This window comes from Streptomyces sp. MK37H (assembly GCF_018035285.1).
GTDB lineage: Bacteria > Actinomycetota > Actinomycetes > Streptomycetales > Streptomycetaceae > Streptomyces > Streptomyces endocoffeicus.
This window is the reverse complement of record NZ_JAAAYH010000160.1, coordinates 1-18193: the sequence shown is the minus strand read 5'-3', so window position 1 is coordinate 18193 and position 18193 is coordinate 1. Positions and strand designations below refer to the sequence as shown.

The following is an 18193-nucleotide window of genomic DNA, read 5'->3' as shown; positions in this document are numbered from 1 at the left end:
TGAGTGAGCTGATCACCGCGGATCTGGTCGACCTTGACCTGTCCGCCGACACCAAGGAAGCCGCCGCCCGGTCGCTCGCCGAACGCATGGTCGAGGCCGGCCGGGTCACCGACCTCGACGGCTTTCTCGCCGATGTGGCGGCGCGCGAGGAGCAGATGCCGACCGGCCTGGACGGTGGCATCGGCATACCCCACTGCCGCAGTGCCCATGTCACCGAGCCGACCCTGGCCTTCGGGCGCAGCGCGGCCCGGATCGACTTCGGCGCCGCGGATGGACCGGCCGATCTGATCTTCCTGATCGCCGCCCCGGCGGGCGCGGACAGCGACCATCTGACGATCCTGTCGAGCCTTGCGCGGCAGCTGATGAACGCCGACTTCACCGATGCGCTGCGCTCGGCCGACCAGCCCGAACGGGTGGCCGCCCTGATCCGCGGCGAGGAGCCCGCCGCCGCTGAACCTGCCGCTGCGAAGCCCGCCACCGCTGAGCCCGCTGCGGCTGAGCCTGCCGCCTCCGACTCGGCTGCGGCCTCCGCTGCCCCCCAGACCGCGTCGGAGCCGGTGGCCCCCTTCCGGATCGTGGCCGTCACGTCCTGCCCCACCGGTATCGCCCACACCTATATGGCCGCCGAGTCGCTGGAGAACGCCGCTCGCGAGGCCGGGATCGAGCTGGTGGTCGAGACCCAGGGCTCGGCCGGATTCGACAAGCTTCCCGCCGCCACCATCGCCGCCGCCGACGCGGTGGTCTTCGCGCATGATGTGGAGGTGCGGGAGAAGGCCCGCTTCGCGGGTAAGCCGACGGTGGACGTCGGGGTGAAGGCGGCCATCAACCGCCCCGCCGAGCTCATCGCCGAGGCGCGCGGGAAGGCCGCGCGGGGCGAGATCGCCGCACCGGCCGACGGCGCGGCGGAGGGCTCGGCGCCGATGGACGCGGACGGTGCCGCCGGTGACGGCTTCGGCACCCGGCTGCGCAAGTGGCTGATGACGGGCGTCAGTTACATGGTGCCGTTCGTCGCCGCGGGCGGTCTGCTGATCGCGCTCGCCTTCGCGATCGGCGGTTACGAGATCGCGAGTGCCAAGTCCGTGGCGGACCACTTCGTCTGGACCGAGACCAGCAGCTGGGCGGCGCTGCTCTTCCAGATCGGCAGTGCGGCGTTCACCTTCCTGGTGCCGGTTCTGGCGGGCTATATCGCCTACGGCATGGCCGACCGGCCGGGTCTGGTCCCCGGTTTCGTGGGCGGCTACATCGCGACCACCATCAAGGCCGGATTCCTCGGCGGTCTGGTCGCGGGTCTGATCGCGGGCGCGGTCGTCATGGCCATCCAGCGGTTCAAGGTCCCGGCGTCGCTGCGCGGCATCATGCCGGTGGTGGTGATCCCGCTGATCTCCTCCGCGATCGTCGGTGTCCTGATGTTCGTGGTGATCGGCAAGCCCATCGCCTCCGCGCAGGAGGCGATGACCGACTGGCTCAACGGCCTCTCCGGCGCCAACGCCATCGGGCTGGGCGTCCTCCTCGGCCTGATGATGTGCTTCGACCTGGGCGGACCGGTCAACAAGGTGGCCTACGCCTTCGCGACCGGCGGTATCGCGGTGTCGGACCCCTCCACCGGAAGCCTCAAGATCATGGCCGCGGTGATGGCCGCCGGTATGGTCCCGCCGCTGGCGATGGCCCTTGCCACCACCGTGCGCGGACGGCTGTTCACCAAGACCGAGCGGGAGAACGGCAAGGCCGCCTGGGTGCTGGGTGCCTCCTTCATCAGTGAGGGCGCCATTCCGTTCGCCGCGGCGGATCCGCTGCGGGTGATCCCCTCGTCGATGGTGGGCGGTGCCGTCACCGGTGCGCTGTCGATGGCGTTCGACTGCACGCTGCGCGCCCCGCACGGCGGCATCTTCGTGGTCCCGCTGATCGGCCAGCCGTTCCTCTACCTGCTGGCCATCGTGGCGGGCACGGTGGTCTCGACCGGTCTGGTCGTCTTCCTCAAGGGGCTGCGGAAGACGGCGGAGCCGGAGGCCACCGGCCAGGTGGGCGGCGGTGCTGCCACGGGCGGTACCACCGAGGACGAGTCGAAGGTGGCGGTGGCGGTCTGACCTCATCTCAGCCACCTCCTGTCGGGCCCGGCGGCCTGCCCACCTCCGTGGGCGGGCCGCCGGTCTCCGTGGGCAGGCCGCGCGAGGCGTAGTAGGCGCCGAGCGCGGCCTCGCCACCCGACCCCATGGCGGTCGCGATCCGCTGGAAGCGGACCGACCGCAGATCACCGGCGGTGAAGACCCGGGCAGGCTGGCTTCCGGGAGGGCAGTACCCGGACCGGTCGACCGCCACGGCCCCGGCCGGGGGCGCCGGGGCGCTGCCCAGGTTGAGGAAGGTGAGATCGGCAGTGAGCGTCCGCCGCTCGCCCTCCAGGGTCTCGACCTCGGCGGTGACCGGTGCCGAAGCGGACCCGGGCCCCAACTCCAGCCGCCGCACGGCCACCAGCTCCACCCGGGGGTCCCGCCTGATCTCCTCGGTCTTGTAGGCGTCCTCGGGCGGATACGCCACCACAAAGCGAGCCCTGAGCTCCGGATGAGCCCGCGCCACGGTGCCCAGGGGCCGGTCCGCCCCCAGGACCAGCACCGTCCGGTCGCCGATGGCCGCCGGATCCGCCTCCCACAGCTGCGGCAGCGCCCGGCCCGCCACGCCCCCGAGCCATCCCGCTCCCTCGGGACCCAGTGGCCCGACCCCCGTGGCGACGACCACATACGGAGCGGTCAGCCGCAACTCATCCGCCCGATCGGACCCCGGGGACTCGGCTGGCCCCACAGACTCCACCGTGACCTCGACGCGGTCGTCGAAGGCATCGATCAGCGTGGCGCGGCGACCCAGCTCCACCCGGCACAGATCACACTGCGCCAGGTCGGCCTCGATCGCCGCCGCCAGATCCGGGCCGTTGGTGGCGGTGAGGACATTGCGCACCACCGGGATGCGCCGCAGCGCCCCGCACAGGGCGTCGCCCGACTCGATCAGCACCGAGCGCATCCCCACGCTCGCCGCCATCACGGCGGCGGCGCAGCCCGCCGGGCCACCACCGACGATCAGCAGATCCGTATCCATCCGAAGCCCCCCTTCTCTTCATCGCTCCGGCCCGCTTCTCCCGGCCGGACACTTCCTTCCCTCCGGCCCCGGCGGATCAGAGGCCGTAAAGATCCCGGTACGCGGGGAAGACACCGCCCGGGCCGTCCACGGTCTCCGCCGCGAGCACCGCCTTGACCGCCGCCCGGGTCAGCATGTCCGCCCCCGCCGCCAGCACTTCGTTCAGCGCACCGCTCTCCCGGTGCACCCCGAACGCCGGATCGCCGGCGTCCTCGGGGGCGCCCTCCGGTATCAGCGGGCGCCCGCAGGTGGCCAGGGCGAAGACCGTGTCGCCGTCGGAGAGCAGATGCACCGGCCGGACGGCCCGCGCCAGACCGTCGTGCGCCGTCCCCGCGAGCTTCTGCGCCTGGGCCCGGGTGAGCACGGCGTCGGTGGCGACCACGGCCAGCGTGGTGTTCAGCGGAGGCCGCACCGACGCGGCCTGCCGCCGCTCCGATTCGGCCCGCGCGGCGGCGAGCAGGCGCATCGCCTCCACATGCACGGCCGCACCGGGCCGGTGCGGCCCGCCCTCCTCCGACGCCCCGTAGTGCTCCCCGTACAGCGCACCCGTACCGGGATCGACGACCGATCCCGCAGCATTGACCACCGCCAGCGCGGCCACCGTGACGCCGGACGGCAGCACCGTGGAGGCCGAACCGGTGCCGCCCTTGAGCCCACCGGCCACCGCGCCCGTGCCCGCCCCCACATTGCCCTGCGCGACCGGGGCCCCCATCTCCGAACCGGCCGCCGCCTCGATCGCCTCGCGCCCCAGCGCGGCGTCCGGGCGGGCCCGCCAGTCGCCGCCCCGGCCCAGGTCGAAGAGGGCGGCGGCCGGGACCACCGGAACGACCTGCGCCGGATCGGGGCCGACCCGGAAGCCCCGGCCGTGGTCCTCCAGCCAGGAGGCCACCCCCGAGGCGCTGTCGAGCCCGAAGGCGCTGCCGCCGGTCAGCACGACGGCATCGACGCGCTGGACCAGATTGCGCGGATCGAGGGCATCGGTCTCCCGGGTGCCGGGCCCACCGCCGCGCACATCGACGGCGGCGACCGCACCGCCTTCGGGGGCCAGCACCACGGTCGTCCCGGTGAGCCGGCCGCCGCCGGACCGCTGGGCATGGCCCACCCGCACTCCGCGGATATCCGTCAGGCCGTCGGCCGGACCGGTGGGAGCTGATTCGGGGTTTGTCCGCTCGGTATCCATGGAAGCTATGCGTAGCACGGGAAGCCGTGGCATGGTCGAGTGGCGAGGCGCGAACCACCCCCGTATCCGCCCTTCCGCGATCGCCGCCGAAGCGCGCGGGACGGGATGAGGACCTCTCATATAGAGGGCGTTCATCAGACGTTGATGGCCTGACAGCAATCTGAGCTGTATGCCGTTCGCCCCCGTCCGAAAGAAGACCGCCGTGCCCCGTACGTCTCGGACGGAGGAGCTCCCGACACCGGCCGCCGACCCTCGGCGGGCCGCCCGGGTAGCCCTCCGCTGGATCAGCGAGCCGGACTGCACCGAGGAGCTCACCCATGCCGAGCTGCTCGACCAGGCGGCCCGGGCCGCCGCCGCGCTCACCCGGCTCGGCGTCCGCGCCGGGGACCGGGTGGCGGTCCATCTGCCGCTGGTGCCCGAGTCCGTGATCGCCACGCTCGCCTGCGGCCGGCTCGACGTCGTCCGCGCAAGCCTTCCCGTGGGGCTGCGCCCCCATGAGTTGCGCGACCGGATCAGGGAGGTCGGCGCCAAGGTCGTCATCACCGCGGACGCCGGGCAGCACGGCGGGGAGATACAGCCGCTCAAGCGCCATGTCGACCGGGCGCTGGCCGGCTGCCCCGAGGTGCGGTCCGTGCTGGTGGTCCACCGGCTGGCCTGCCCGGTGTCCTGGAGGCCCGGGCGTGACCTGTGGTGGCACGACGAGCTCGGCCGATACACCGAGCCGCTGCCCGGGCCGTACTCTTGAGGCATGAGCACCGCCCCTGCCCCTGGACCGCGCGATCCGGCCGCCGCGCTGATCTTCGACGATCCCTTCGCGCAGCGGTCATCGGACGATACGGACCACGGGTGGGGTGAGCGGGTTCCCGGCGGCGACAGTGCCGACGATGCCGCTGATCTGGCCCGGTTCCTCGACGAGAAGCCGCCCCACCACCTCTGACGGGTTCCTAGGCGCTGGAGCCGCTGCCGCCACCGTCGCGGACGGTGGCGCGCTGTGCCACCAGCTCGTCGCGGATCTCGCGCAGCAGAATGATCTCCTCCGCCTCCGCGACGGCCTGCTCCTCCTCCGCCTTCGCCTCCTTGGCGGCCTTCCGCGCCAGATAGCGCGACATCGGCAGCACCATCAGGAAGTACACCACCGCCGCGGTGATCAGGAAGGTCAGCACGGCGGAGAGCACGCTTCCCCAGAGGATCGGGATGCCGTGGACGATATCGCCCGTGGCGTTGGTCTCGCAGGGCGCCTTGAGACAGGAGCGGTACTTCTCGAGGTCCTTCGTGCCGAAGGCTCCGACTATGGGGTTGATGAGGCCCTTCACTATCGAGTTCACGACGGCGGTGAAAGCGGCTCCGATGACGACCGCGACAGCCAGGTCGATCACATTGCCGCGCATCAGGAAGGCTTTGAACCCTTCCATGACGCTCTGCTTCTCCTCGGTCACCTTCTCCTGGCTCAACCCACTGCCTCTCTTTCGCCGCGTCGGTGCTTGAGCGGACGATTCCGCAACCTACACCCGCAGGTGAGAGGGGCAGCAGGGGAGTCGGGGGAGTCAGCGGTGGCATAGCGTCACCGCCAGTCGGGAGTCCGCCGCGGCCCCGGCCAGCGCGGTGGCGTCCGCTCGCGGCACCGTCAGCACCACCAGCGCTCCGTCGCCGTCCGGCGCCCCGTCGCCGCTCGCCTCCGCGTCCACATCGGCCTCCGATGCGCCGCCGTCGGCTTGGCTGTCCGTCGCGCGGGCGCTTCGGGACCCCGGCACCTCGGCCACCCGGACCCCACGCGCGACCACCCGCGCCGTAGTACCGGACGACCGGGCCCGTGCGGCGTCCGGCAGCGGCGTGGCCAGCACATCCACCCGGTCCCCGGGGTGCAGCAGCCGTACCGCCGCCGCGTCGGCGATCCGGACCGGCGCCGAGACCATGGCGGGGCGGGGGCCGCCCCGCCGCTCCTCACCCGCGGGCGCGGGTGCCCGGGAGGACACCGCGTGCGTGTGCCCCCGGCCGGACGGTGCGGCGGCCGCGAGTGCGGCGGCCGTCAGCGCCAGCCCGGCCGCCATCGCCCGGCGGCGTCGCCGCACGGTCCGCCGCAGCCCGAATCCGCCGGTGCGCCCGGTGCGCACCGGATCGAAGCGGGGCACCGCACGGGCCGGGGGAGCGGAGCGGGGTAACGCGAGGGTGGGGGACGGATGGGACATGGCACATCACCGCCTGCCGTGAGGGTCCGGGTGCTTCTGGCCCCCTCACCATGCCCGTCCCCACCCGATCCCGCTCGGGCCTGTGGATGGCCACCGGGCTGTGGATAACTCGGCCACCCGCGCGGGCGACACCCCGCCCGACTGCCCCCGCACCGCGCCTACGGAAGCTCGATCCCCAGGTCCCAGCCGTCGTGGGCGTGGGTGCACAGGCAGTCCCGGGCGGAGGTCTCCGGCAGCCTGCCCACCGCGTCGAAGAGCACCTCGCGCAGTCGGCCCACGTTCTCCCCGAAGACCTTCAGCACCTCGGTGTGGGTGACGCCCTCGCCGGTCTCGACCCCCGCGTCCAGATCGGTGACCAGCGTCAACGACGTGTAGCAGAGCCCCAGTTCACGGGCGAGTACCGCCTCCGGGTGGCCCGTCATGCCGACCACCGACCAGCCCTGCGCCGCGTGCCAGCGCGATTCGGCGCGGGTGGAGAAGCGCGGCCCCTCGATCACGCACATCGTCCCGCCGTCCACCGGCTCCCAGCCGCGTCCGCGCGAGGCGTCCACGGCCGCCTTCCGCCCCACCGGGCAGTACGGGTCGGCGAAAGTGGTGTGCACAACATTCGGGATCCGGCCGTCCGGCAGCTGCTCGCCGTCGAAGTAGGTCTGCGTACGCCCCTTCGTGCGGTCCACCAGCTGGTCCGGGACGAGCAGCGTGCCAGGTCCGTACTCCGGCTGCAGCCCGCCGACCGCGCACGGGCCGAAGACCTGCCGCACCCCGAGCGAGCGCAGGGCCCAGAGGTTGGCGCGGTAGTTGATGCGGTGCGGCGGCAGATGGTGCTTGCGGCCGTGCCGCGGGAGGAAGGCGACCCGGCGCCCCTCGATGTCGCCGATGACGAGCGAGTCGCTCGGCGCCCCATAGGGAGTCTCCATGGTGATCTCGGTCACGTCGTCGAGGAACGTGTAGAACCCCGATCCCCCGATGACCCCTATGTCTGCTTGCCTGCTGGTCTCGACCATGTGATCACCCTAGCCACCCGCGCCTATGCGAACGACACCCCGCCAACTCCTGGTGGAGGTGGCGGGATGTCGAAGAAGCCGAAGAACCAGGCGGCCGGATCAGGCGGCCGAGCTCGACGTCGAGGACGACGAAGACGACGAAGACCCCGACGACGAAGACGTCGAGGAGGAGGACGAGGAAGAGGAGTCCGAGGACGAGTTCGAAGACGCGGAGGACGACGAGTCGGAGCTGTCGCTCTTCGCCACCTGCTTGCTGGAGCCGCCGCTCGAGCTGCTGGAGGAGGAGCGGCTGTCGTTCCGGTAGAAGCCGGAGCCCTTGAACACGATGCCGACCGCCGAGAACACCTTCTTCAGGCGTCCCTTGCAGTTGGGGCACTCGGTGAGCGCGTCGTCGGTGAACTTCTGCACCGCCTCGAGGCCCTCGCCGCACTCGGTGCACTGGTACTGGTAGGTCGGCACGTTCTTCCTCCTGGCACTCTCACTCAATGAGTGCTAACGACGCTCCATAGTGCAGCATTCCCGCCCGTCAGTCCACTGGGACGAGACATACGGTGATCGAACACACCGCCCGAGGCGGCCCCCGACAGGCCCCCTCAACCCGCTCCCATGCCCAGCCAGCCCGCCAGCTTGCCACCCCGGCCCACCGCCCGCAGCCGCCGCTCCGCCGCGTCGCGCACCGGGTCCGTGGCCACCACCAGCAGCTCGTCGCCGCGCCGCAGCATCGTCGAGGGCAGCGGTACGAAGCTGGTCTCGTCCCGGACCACCAGGGTGACCGCGGCCCCCGGGGGCAGCCGCAGCTCGCCGACCTCGACGCCGTGCATCTTGGACGACTGGGGGATCGACACCGACAGCAGATGGCCGCGCAGCCGCTCCAGTGGCGCGGACTCGATGCCCAGGTCGGCCGGCTCGGGCTCCTCGAGCCGCAGCCGGGGGGCGAGCCGGGGCAGCGTCGGCCCCTGGACCAGGGTGTAGACGATCACCAGCACGAAGACGATGTTGAAGATCCGGCGGCTGTCGGGCACGTCGTTGACCACCGGGATGGTCGCCAGCACGATCGGCACCGCCCCGCGCAGCCCCGCCCAGGACAGCAGCGCCTTCTCCCGCCAGGGCAGCCGGAACGGCGCCGTGCTGACCAGGACCGACACCGGGCGGGCCACCACGGTCAGCACCAGCCCCACCGCGAGGGCGGGCAGGACGTCATCGCCCAGTTCGTGCGGGGTGACCAGCAGTCCCAGCAGGACGAACATCCCGATCTGGGCGAGCCAGCCCAGCCCCTCGGCGAAGCCGCGCGTCGCCGGCCAGTGCGGCAGCCGTGCGTTGCCCATGATGAGCGAGGCGAGATAGACGGCCAGGAAGCCGGAGCCGTGCGCCAGCGAACCCCCCGCGTAGGCGGTCACCGCGATGGCGATCACCGCGATCGGGTACAGACCCGAGGCGGGCAGCGCCACATGCCGCAGGCCGAAGGCGCCCAGCCAGCCGACCGCGATGCCGATCACCGCGCCGATGGCCAACTCCAGGGCGATCGTGCCGATCAGGGAGTACCAGGACTCCATGGGGCCCTGGCTGGAGAAGGCGACCACCAGGATCACCACAGGGGCGTCGTTGAAGCCCGACTCGGCCTCCAGGACGCCCGTGAGCCGCTTGGGCAGCGGCACCGTGCGCAGCACCGAGAAGACCGCCGCCGCGTCCGTGGACGACACCACCGCGCCGATGATCAGCGCCTGCCGCCAGTCCAGTCCCACCACATAGTGCCCCGCCGCCGCGGTGATCCCCACGCTCACCGCGACGCCCACGGTGGACAGGGCGGCGGCTGCCGGCAGGGCGGGTTTGATCTCGCCCCACTTCGTGCCCAGACCGCCTTCGGCCAGGATGACGACCAGCGCGGCGTAGCCGAGGATCTGCGTCAGTTCGGCGTCGTTGAAGGTGACGCCGATCCCGTCCGTGCCGATGGCGACGCCGATCCCGAGATAGATCAGCAGCGTGGGCAGTCCACTGTGCGATGACACCCTTACGGCCGCCACCGCGAAGAGCAGGACGAGGGAGCAGATCAACAGCAGTTCATTGAGGTGGTGAACAGTCAGGGGCCGACCCTTTCTCGCGGGAGCGGAGGGAACGCTGCGAAGGGGGTCCCCACCGACCGGAACTTCATTGCCTTATCTAACATTTTACGGGATCTTGACGCGAGCCTCCCACGAGAAGGCTTCACCGAGGTGTACGAGCCCGGGCGGTGGCCGGTGCAGGGCGTCAGTCATGACTCCGCGTAGGGGCGGCGACAGCGCTGCGCCTATGGTTGCTCCAGCACTCCAGGTTCACCCTGCCCCTCGAAGGACAGCGATGCCCGCCAACACAACCGGCTCTTCTCCCAAAAAGAAGAAGAGTCGACGTCTCCGCCTGATCGTGATCGCAGTCGTGCTGCTGCTCGTCGGGGGCGTCGGCTACGGCGCGTACTGGAGCATCAGTACAGTTCGAGCCTCATTCCCGGAGACCACGGGATCGCTGCAGCTGAAGGGGTTGTCCGGCCCCGTGCAGGTCAAACGTGACGGCTACGGGATACCTCAGATCTACGCCGGCACCTCCGAGGACCTCTTCCGCGCCCAGGGGTTCGTCCAGGCCCAGGACCGCTTCTGGGAGATGGACGTCCGCCGTCATATGACCGCGGGCCGGCTCTCGGAGATGTTCGGTTCCGGCCAGGTGGAGACCGACGCGTTCCTGCGCACCATGGGCTGGCACCGGGTGGCCAAGCAGGAGTACGACACCAAGGTGTCGGCCGCCACGAAGAAGTATCTGCGGGCCTACTCCGACGGCGTCAACGCCTACCTCAAGGACCACCAAGGGGACGCGCTGTCCGTCGAGTACGCGGCGCTGGACTTCGAGAACGACGGCTACAAGCCCGAGAAGTGGACCCCGGTCGACTCGTTGGCGTGGCTGAAGGCGATGGCCTGGGACCTGCGCGGCAACATGCAGGACGAGGTGGACCGCGCCCTGGCCTCCAACCGGCTCAGCGCCAAGCAGATAGACGAGCTCTACCCGTCCTACCCGTACAGCCGGAACAAGCCGATCGTCCAGGGCGGCGCCGTCAACGGGGTCACGGACGAGTTCGACCCCAAGGGCACCCCGGCCGGCTCCACGAGCGGTACGGGCGGCACCGGCTCGGTGGACGGAGGGGCCACCGGAGCCGCTCAGGGGCTGCAGACGCAGCTGTCCTCGCTCTCCAAGACCCTGGACGACGTCCCGGCGCTGCTGGGCCCGAATGGGACCGGTATCGGCTCCAACTCGTGGGTGGTCTCCGGCAAGTACACGACCACCGGCAAGCCGCTGCTCGCCAACGACCCGCACCTGGCGCCCCAGCTGCCGTCCGTCTGGTACCAGATGGGGCTGCACTGCAAGCAGGTCACCAGCGCGTGTCCGTACGACGCGGCGGGCTTCACCTTCGCAGGTCTGCCAGGTGTGGTCATAGGTCACAATCAGGACATCAGCTGGGGCATGACCAACCTCGGCGCCGATGTGAGCGACCTGTACCTCGAGAAGGTCACCTCCGACGGCTATCTCTACGACGGCAAGCAGGTCCCGTTCACCACCCGCGAGGAGACCATCAAGGTCGCGGGCGGCGCGAGCCGTAAGATCACCGTCCGCACCACCAACAACGGCCCGATCGTCTCCGACCGCGACGACGAGCTCGCCGACGTCGGTAAGAGCGCCCCGGTGGGCACCGGCGCCGATGACGTGGCCCCCGACCGCGGCGACGGCTACGCGGTGGCGCTGAAGTGGACCGCGCTGAACCCGTCCAACACCATGGACTCGATCTTCAAGCTCAATACCGCCAAGAACTTCAGCGACTTCCGTAAGGCGGCCCGCGACTTCGCGGTCCCCTCCCAGAACCTCATCTACGCCGACACCAAGGGCAACATCGGTTACCAGGCGCCCGGTCAGATCCCGGTGCGCTCCAAGGGCGACGGCCGTTACCCGGCGCCCGGCTGGGACTCGCGCTACAAGTGGAGCAAGTACATCCCGCAGTCGGCGCTGCCCTGGGAGCTCAATCCCGATCGCGGCTATATCGTCACCGCCAACCAGGCCGTCATAGACAAGAAGAACTACCCGTATCTGCTGACCGACGACTGGGGCTACGGCGCGCGGAGCCAGCGCATCACCGACCTCATCGAGTCGAAGGTCAAGGACGGCGGGAAGATCTCCACGGACGACATGCAGTCCCTGCAGATGGACAACAGCAGCGAGATCGCCAAGCTGCTGACGCCCTATCTGCTGAAGATCGAGGTCAAGGACGACTACGTACGGCAGGCCCAGAAGCTGCTGGAGAGCTGGGACTACACCCAGGACTCGGACTCGGCGGCCGCCGCGTACTTCAACGCCGTCTGGCGCAACACCCTCAAGCTGGCCTTCGGCGACAAGCTCCCCAAGGAGCTGCGAGTCAAGGGGGAGTGCCTGCGGGTGCGCCCGGCCGACGACTCGGGTCCGTTGGAGGACCTGAACGGTAACGCCCGGCTGGTGCGCGAATGCGGTAGGCGCGACCCCGACATGGCCCAGCCCGACGGCGGCGATCGCTGGTACGAGGTCGTGCGCAAGATCATCAAGGACCCGAAGAACGACTGGTGGAAGACGGCGGGCACCCGCAACAAGCCCGGCGCCACCAACCGTGACGAGCTGCTGGGGCAGGCCATGCGGGCCGCGCGCTCCGAGCTCACCGCCAAGCTGGGCAAGGACATCAACAGCTGGAGCTGGGGCCGGCTGCACCGGCTGACGCTGAAGAACCAGACCCTGGGCACTGACGGCCCCGGCGTGGTGCAGTGGCTCCTCAACCGGGGCCCGTGGAACCTCTCCGGCGGCGAGGCGGCGGTCAACGCCACCGGCTGGAACGCGGCGGGCGGCTACGACGTCACCTGGGTCCCCTCGATGCGGATGGTCGTCAACCTCGACAACCTCGACAAGTCGCGCTGGATCAACCTCACCGGCGCCTCCGGCCACGCCTACAACGCGCACTACACGGACCAGACCGAGAAGTGGGCGAAGGGCGAGCTGCTGCCCTGGGCGTTCAACAAGAGCGCCGTGGACAAGTCGACGGAGGACGAGCTGGCGCTCACCCCGTAGCGATCCATGGAGCACCCGGGGCCCGCACGGGGTCCCGAAGGGCCCGGTGGCCGTCTGAGGGGCGTTTCCGCCCCCGGCCGGCCCCCGGGCCCGTTCGACCCTCGCGGCCCCGCCGGCAGACGCCTCCGGGCGCCTTCAGCGGGGCCGCGGCGTGAAGCGGTGGAGGCCCGACGGCGTCACCGCCGCGTGCACCGGACGGTCGTGTGCCTCCTCGGGCACCTCGTCCAGCAGTTCGCCGTCGTACAGCAGCACCACCAGCGCCGGATCGGCCCCCGCCGCCGCCAGCCGGGCGAGCACCCGGTCGTACGAGCCGCCGCCGCGGCCCAGCCGCATCCCGCGCCGGTCCACCGCGAGCCCGGGCAGCAGCACCACGTCCGCCCCGGTCACCGCCTCGGGGCCGAGCCGCGGCCCCTCGGGCTCCAGCAGGCCGCGCCGGGCGGGCGCCAGTCGCCCGGGCCCCTCGTCCTCGCCCCAGTCGAGATCGTCGTCCCCGAGCAGCACCGGAAGCAGCACCCGGACCCCGCGGGCGCGCAGGGCCTCCCTCAGGGCGTGCGTACCGGGCTCGCCGCCCACGGACACATAGGCCGCCACCGTGGCCGCCCCGGCGAGCTCGGGAAGCTCCAGGGCGCGACACGCCAGAGCGGCGCCGGCCGTCTCGATGTCATCCGCCGTCAACCTGGACCTCATCGTCAGGTGATGTCTCCGCAATGCGCGCTTACTAGCGTCGGTGTTGATCACTGGGTGCGCAATCTCCCTGTCTCATGCCATATTCACCGAATACTCATCATCTGTCCCAAAGGCACCGGATAGGGTTCGGTACATGACTCAATCGCGTACTCGGATCAGCAAGGCTGTCATCCCTGCCGCGGGACTCGGAACCCGCTTTCTTCCGGCCACCAAGGCCACCCCCAAGGAGATGCTGCCGGTCGTCGACAAGCCGGCGATCCAGTACGTCGTCGAGGAAGCAGTCACCGCCGGACTGTCCGACGTCCTCATGATCACCGGTCGTAACAAGCGACCCCTGGAAGACCACTTCGACCGCAACTACGAGCTCGAAGAGGCCCTGACCCGCAAGGGCGACGAGACCCGACTCGCCCGCGTCCAGGAGTCCAGCGACCTGGCGACCATGCACTACGTCCGCCAGGGAGACCCCAGGGGGCTCGGCCACGCCGTGCTCTGTGCCGCCCCGCACGTCGGTGACCAGCCCTTTGCCGTCCTCCTCGGCGACGACCTCATTGATGCCCGCGACCCGCTACTGGCCCGCATGGTCGACGTTCAGGAGCGGCATGGCGGCAGCGTCATCGCCCTGATGGAGGTGGACCAGGCACAGGTCCACCTCTATGGCTGCGCGGCCGTCAAGCCGACCGTGGACGACGACGTCGTCCAGGTCACCGGCCTGGTCGAGAAGCCCGACCCCGCGGACGCGCCCAGCAACTACGCCGTCATCGGCCGCTATGTGCTCGATCCGGCCGTCTTCGGGGTGCTGCGCGAGACCGAGCCGGGCCGCGGTGGCGAGATCCAGCTCACCGACGCCCTGCAGGCGCTAGCCTCCAGTCCGGACCTCGGCGGCCCGGTGCACGGGGTCGTCTTCAAGGGGCGCCGTTACGACACAGGCGACCGTGGCGACTATCTGCGTGCCATTGTCAGACTCGCGTGCGAACGTGAAGACCTGGGCCCGGAGTTCCGGGATTGGCTTCGCAGTTACGTCACCGAGGAGATGTAGCACCTTGAGCAGCACCGCAGAACGGGCCGCGGACCGCGGCCCGGACCAGGACCGGGTCTGGACGGTGGCCGAGCACCTCGACGACATCCTCGGGCACGTCCATCCGCTGGAGCCGATCGAGCTGCAGTTGCTCGAGGCCCAGGGCTGCGTCCTGGTGGAGGACGTCACCGTCCCCGGCGCGCTTCCGCCGTTCGACAACAGCTCCATGGACGGCTATGCCGTCCGTACGGCTGACGTCGCGGCCGCGACCGAGGACCATCCCGCGGTGCTGACCGTCATCGGCGACATCGCGGCGGGCAGCGGTGACCTGCCCGCCGTGGGCCCGGGCGAGGCGGCCCGGATCATGACCGGCGCCCCGGTCCCGCCCGGCGGCCAGGCCATCGTCCCCGTCGAGTGGACCGACGGCGGCCTCGACAGCGGGCCGGTCACCCATATGCCCGCACGGGGCTCGGACCCCCACGGCGGCAGCGGCAGGGTGCGCGTCTTCCGCCCGGCGCGGGAGGGCCAGCACGTGCGCACCCGGGGCAGCGACGCGGACGCGGGCGAGCTCGCGCTGCGCGCCGGCACGGTCCTGGGCGCCTCGCAGCTCGGGCTGCTGGCCGCGCTCGGCCGCGCCACCGTGATGGTGCGGCCCCGGCCGCGGGTGGTGGTGCTCTCCACCGGCAGCGAGCTGGTCCAGCCCGGTGAGGAGGCGGGCCCCGGCCGGATCCACGACTCCAACAGCTTCCAGCTCACGGCCGCCGCCCGGGAGGCCGGCGCGATCGCCTACCGGGTGGGCGCGGTGGCCGACGACGCCGCCACGCTGCGCGCCGCCGTCGAGGACCAGCTGGTCCGCGCCGACATCGTCGTCACCAGCGGCGGCGTCAGCGTCGGCGCCTACGACGTGGTCAAGGAGGCGATGCACGAGGTGCACTTCCGCAAGCTGGCCATGCAGCCCGGCAAGCCCCAGGGCTTCGGCCGCGTCGGCCCGGAGAGCACCCCGCTGATGGCCCTGCCCGGCAACCCGGTGAGTTCGTACGTCTCCTTCGAGCTCTTCGTGCGCCCCGTCATCCGCACCATGCTGGGGAGCGCCGACGTCCACCGCACCACCGTCCAGGCGGTCTGCCGCGAGGGTGTCGCCTCCTCGCCCAAGGACAGGCGCCAGTTCCTGCGCGGCTGGTACGAGCCGGCCACGCTCGACGGGCCGGCCACCGTCAGCCCGGTGGGCGGCGCGGGATCGCATCTGATCAAGGCCATGGCGCACGCCAACGCGCTGATCGTCGTCCCCGAGGACGTCACCCAGGTCGCCCCCGGCGCCGAGGTGGACGTCGTCCTGCTGACCTAGCCGCCGACCGCGGCGGGTACGGTGTCGTCCCACACAGGAGCCACCTGGCCCGGACCGGGAGAACGATGAGCAGCGCCCAGGACCATCTCACCCACCTCGACCCGTCGGGCGCCGCCCGCATGGTCGACGTCTCGGCCAAGGACGTCACCGCGCGCACCGCCCGGGCGAGCGGCCGCGTGCGCGTGGCGCCGCGCGTCGTGGAACTGCTGCGCGGCGAGGGCCTCCCCAAGGGCGACGCCCTCGCCACCGCCCGGATCGCGGGCATCATGGGCGCCAAGCGGACCCCGGACCTGATCCCGCTCTGCCATCCGCTCGCGGTGTCGGGCGTCACGGTGGACCTCGAGGTCGCCGACGACGCCGTCGAGATCACCGCCACCGTGAAGACCACGGACCGCACGGGCGTGGAGATGGAGGCCCTGACGGCCGTCTCGGTCGCCGCCCTGACGGTGATCGACATGGTCAAGGCCGTCGACAAGGGAGCCGTCATCACCGACGTCCGGGTGGAGGAGAAGACCGGCGGCAAGTCCGGCGACTGGAGCCGGGCGTGAGCGGCTCAGCGGTGTCACGCCGCGCCCTGGTCGTCACCGCCTCCAACCGCGCCGCCGCCGGGGTCTACGCCGACACCGGGGGCCCGCTGATCGCCGAGGGGCTGGCCGGGCTCGGCTTCGCCGTGGACGGCCCGCGCGTGGTGCCCGACGGCGATCCGGTGGAGGCCGCCCTGCGGGACGCCGTGGCGGCCTCGTACGACGTCGTTGTGACCACCGGCGGCACCGGTCTCACCCCGACCGACCGCACCCCTGAGGCGACCCGCCGCGTCCTGGACTACGAGATCCCGGGGATCGCGGAGGCCATCCGCGCGGAGGGGCTCGCCAAGGTGCCCACCGCCGCGCTCTCCCGGGGGCTGGCCGGGGTCGCCGGCATGACCCTGGTCGTCAATCTGCCCGGCTCCACCGGAGGGGTGCGTGACGGCCTTAAGGTGCTCGGCCGCCTCCTGGCCCACGCGGTCGACCAGATTCACGGCGGGGACCACCGCAGACCCGCCGATTCCGCTGCCCCCGCCGATGATCCCGCCGATCCCGCGGGGCAGGCCGGGAGCGCGCGCTGAACGCCCCCTGGCCGGTCGTGCTGGCGGACGGCGACACCGTCCTCCGCCCCATAAAGCTGCGCGACCAGCGCGCCTGGCGCGAGGTCAACCAGCGCAACCGGGAGTGGCTGCGGCGCTGGGAGGCGACCATCCCGCCGCCCCCGCCGGGCGGCCCCGTCACCCACCGGCCCACCTACCGGCAGATGGTCCGCCATCTGCGGGCGGAGGCGCACGCGGGGCGGATGCTGCCCTTCATCATCGAGTACCAGGGGCGGCTGGCCGGGCAGTTGACGGTCGCCGGGATCACCTGGGGGTCGATGTGCTCGGGTCATGTCGGCTATTGGATCGACCAGGCGGTGGCCGGGCGCGGAGTGATGCCGACGTCGGTGGCGCTCGCCGTCGACCATTGCTTCCGCACCGTCGGACTGCACCGCATCGAGGTGTGTATCCGGCCCGAGAACCTGCCCAGCCGCCGGGTGGTGGAGAAACTCGGATTCCGCCAGGAAGGGCTGCGGCCGCGCTATCTCCACATCGACGGGGCATGGCGCGACCACCTGGTCTACGCGCTCACGGTGGAGGAACTGTCCGAGGGGCTGCTGGACCGGTGGCACCGGACCCGACCAGGCGCATCGCAGAAATGAAATATCTGTTCGAATAGCGGGAGAACATTTCCAACCTGGTCATCCCAACAATCACAAAAAACTTTCGAGATATCAGCCAGATCGTGCGACACACCGCGCCAATTGGCAGATGGCCTCATGCGGACCCCTCTACCGTGTGAGCGTGAGCAGCAGTGGCCTCATCTACGCAGTCATCGTCGGGGCCTGGGCCGCCTATTTGGTGCCGATGTGGCTTCGTAGGCAGGACGAGCTCAATGAGGCCCGTCCGACGGAACGCTTCAGCACCGCCATCCGGCTGCTGTCCGGACGGGCGGGCATGGAGCGTCGTTACGCCAAGAGCCGTGTGGACCTCGAGCGCCCCGGGGACCCGGCGGACGACCCCGCCGAGCGCACCGCCGAGGACGCGGCCGCCCCCGCCACGGGTGGCGGCCCCGCCGAGCCGGGGCGCTACGCGGCCGACCCGGAAGCGGTGACCGACGCGGTCGACGTCCGGGCCTTCGCCGAGCCCGTAACCCTGCGTGCCCCCGCCCCCACGGGCGCCGACGCCCCCGCCGAGGGCGCGTCGGCACCGGCGGCCGGGAGCGCGAGCGGTGCGCGCGGCGCGGGCGCCGGAGGTACGAGCGGGCCGCGGGCCGCGGGCGCCGGGGGCGCGAGCGGTGCACGCGGGGCAGGCGGCGGAGGCTGGAGCGCGCTGGACCGTGGACGGCGTGCCCGAGTGCTCGCGCGCCGCCGCCGCACCACCGTGATCCTCTTCGTCGCCTTCACCCTCGGCGCGATCGTCGCGGCCGTCGGCGGCCTCGCCTTCCTGTGGGCCCCGGGCATCCCGGCCATACTGCTCAGCGCCTA

17 protein-coding genes and 1 pseudogene are annotated in these 18193 nt (G+C 71.5%); 10 read left to right on the top strand and 8 right to left on the bottom strand.

The features are described 5' to 3' along the window. A partial coding sequence (locus GWI24_RS22425) for a fructose-specific PTS transporter subunit EIIC (protein WP_210947708.1) occupies window positions 1-2084 on the top strand: 2084 nt, incomplete at its 5' end. A gap of 7 nt (window positions 2085-2091) precedes the next feature. Here GWI24_RS22425 and GWI24_RS22420 read toward each other — a convergent pair. Next, entirely contained in the window at window positions 2092-3084 is a 993-nt protein-coding gene (locus tag GWI24_RS22420) for an FAD-dependent oxidoreductase (RefSeq protein ID WP_210947707.1), read from the bottom strand. Window positions 3085-3160: 76 nt separating this feature from the next. Beyond that, window positions 3161-4303, bottom strand: a complete 1143-nt coding sequence (locus GWI24_RS22415; RefSeq protein WP_210947706.1) for a P1 family peptidase — start codon at window positions 4301-4303, stop codon at window positions 3161-3163. 169 nt (window positions 4304-4472) lie between these two features. Here GWI24_RS22415 and GWI24_RS22410 point away from each other — a divergent pair, with 169 nt between their 5' ends. Both GWI24_RS22410 and GWI24_RS22405 read left to right on the top strand, forming a co-directional pair. Further along, entirely contained in the window at window positions 4473-5048 is a 576-nt protein-coding gene (locus GWI24_RS22410; RefSeq protein WP_020868977.1) for an AMP-binding protein, read from the top strand. A 3-nt stretch (window positions 5049-5051) separates the two neighbouring features. Then, the gene (locus tag GWI24_RS22405; protein ID WP_020868976.1) at window positions 5052-5240 is read left to right on the top strand and encodes a hypothetical protein; all 189 of its coding nucleotides are present in this window, start codon (window positions 5052-5054) and stop codon (window positions 5238-5240) included. Window positions 5241-5247: 7 nt separating this feature from the next. On the opposite strand, the gene mscL is transcribed toward GWI24_RS22405, so the two are convergent. From mscL to GWI24_RS22380, 5 genes are all read right to left on the bottom strand, one after another. Beyond that, a complete protein-coding gene (gene mscL, locus GWI24_RS22400; RefSeq protein WP_210947711.1) occupies window positions 5248-5715 on the bottom strand; it encodes a large conductance mechanosensitive channel protein MscL in 468 nt (155 codons plus the stop codon). A 132-nt stretch (window positions 5716-5847) separates the two neighbouring features. Beyond that, window positions 5848-6489: an RcpC/CpaB family pilus assembly protein gene (locus tag GWI24_RS22395; RefSeq protein WP_210947705.1), complete on the bottom strand. Its 642-nt coding sequence runs from the start codon at window positions 6487-6489 to the stop codon at window positions 5848-5850. A gap of 158 nt (window positions 6490-6647) precedes the next feature. Beyond that, entirely contained in the window at window positions 6648-7493 is an 846-nt protein-coding gene (locus GWI24_RS22390; RefSeq protein WP_210947704.1) for an S-methyl-5'-thioadenosine phosphorylase, read from the bottom strand. A gap of 99 nt (window positions 7494-7592) precedes the next feature. After that, window positions 7593-7952 (bottom strand): FmdB family zinc ribbon protein, encoded by a 360-nt coding sequence (locus tag GWI24_RS22385; protein ID WP_210947703.1) that lies wholly within the window; start codon window positions 7950-7952, stop codon window positions 7593-7595. A 134-nt stretch (window positions 7953-8086) separates the two neighbouring features. After that, on the bottom strand, window positions 8087-9574 hold the full coding sequence (locus GWI24_RS22380; protein WP_210947710.1) for a potassium/proton antiporter: 1488 nt from the start codon (window positions 9572-9574) through the stop codon (window positions 8087-8089). A 253-nt stretch (window positions 9575-9827) separates the two neighbouring features. Here GWI24_RS22380 and GWI24_RS22375 point away from each other — a divergent pair, with 253 nt between their 5' ends. Beyond that, window positions 9828-12596, top strand: coding sequence for a penicillin acylase family protein (locus GWI24_RS22375; RefSeq protein ID WP_210947702.1), 2769 nt, complete (start codon window positions 9828-9830; stop codon window positions 12594-12596). 135 nt (window positions 12597-12731) lie between these two features. Here GWI24_RS22375 and GWI24_RS22370 read toward each other — a convergent pair whose 3' ends face one another. After that, complete coding sequence (locus GWI24_RS22370; protein ID WP_308343935.1) at window positions 12732-13331, bottom strand: 5-formyltetrahydrofolate cyclo-ligase; 600 nt, start codon at window positions 13329-13331, stop codon at window positions 12732-12734. 85 nt (window positions 13332-13416) lie between these two features. Between GWI24_RS22370 and galU the strand changes: the two genes are divergently transcribed. From galU to GWI24_RS22340, 6 genes and pseudogenes are all read left to right on the top strand, one after another. Beyond that, window positions 13417-14319: a UTP--glucose-1-phosphate uridylyltransferase GalU gene (gene galU / locus GWI24_RS22365; protein WP_210947700.1), complete on the top strand. Its 903-nt coding sequence runs from the start codon at window positions 13417-13419 to the stop codon at window positions 14317-14319. Window positions 14320-14323: 4 nt separating this feature from the next. Further along, a complete protein-coding gene (glp, locus tag GWI24_RS22360; protein ID WP_210947699.1) occupies window positions 14324-15643 on the top strand; it encodes a gephyrin-like molybdotransferase Glp in 1320 nt (439 codons plus the stop codon). A 65-nt stretch (window positions 15644-15708) separates the two neighbouring features. Next, entirely contained in the window at window positions 15709-16191 is a 483-nt protein-coding gene (gene moaC / locus GWI24_RS22355; protein ID WP_138914182.1) for a cyclic pyranopterin monophosphate synthase MoaC, read from the top strand. After that, window positions 16188-16748, top strand: coding sequence for a molybdenum cofactor biosynthesis protein B (locus tag GWI24_RS22350; RefSeq protein WP_210947698.1), 561 nt, complete (start codon window positions 16188-16190; stop codon window positions 16746-16748). The genes moaC and GWI24_RS22350 overlap by 4 nt, the downstream gene beginning before the upstream one ends. Beyond that, on the top strand, window positions 16745-17368 hold the full coding sequence (locus GWI24_RS22345) for a GNAT family N-acetyltransferase (RefSeq protein WP_210947709.1): 624 nt from the start codon (window positions 16745-16747) through the stop codon (window positions 17366-17368). The genes GWI24_RS22350 and GWI24_RS22345 overlap by 4 nt, the downstream gene beginning before the upstream one ends. 142 nt (window positions 17369-17510) lie before the next feature. Continuing rightward, window positions 17511-18193 (top strand): annotated as a pseudogene (locus GWI24_RS22340) (hypothetical protein); the annotation flags it as partial.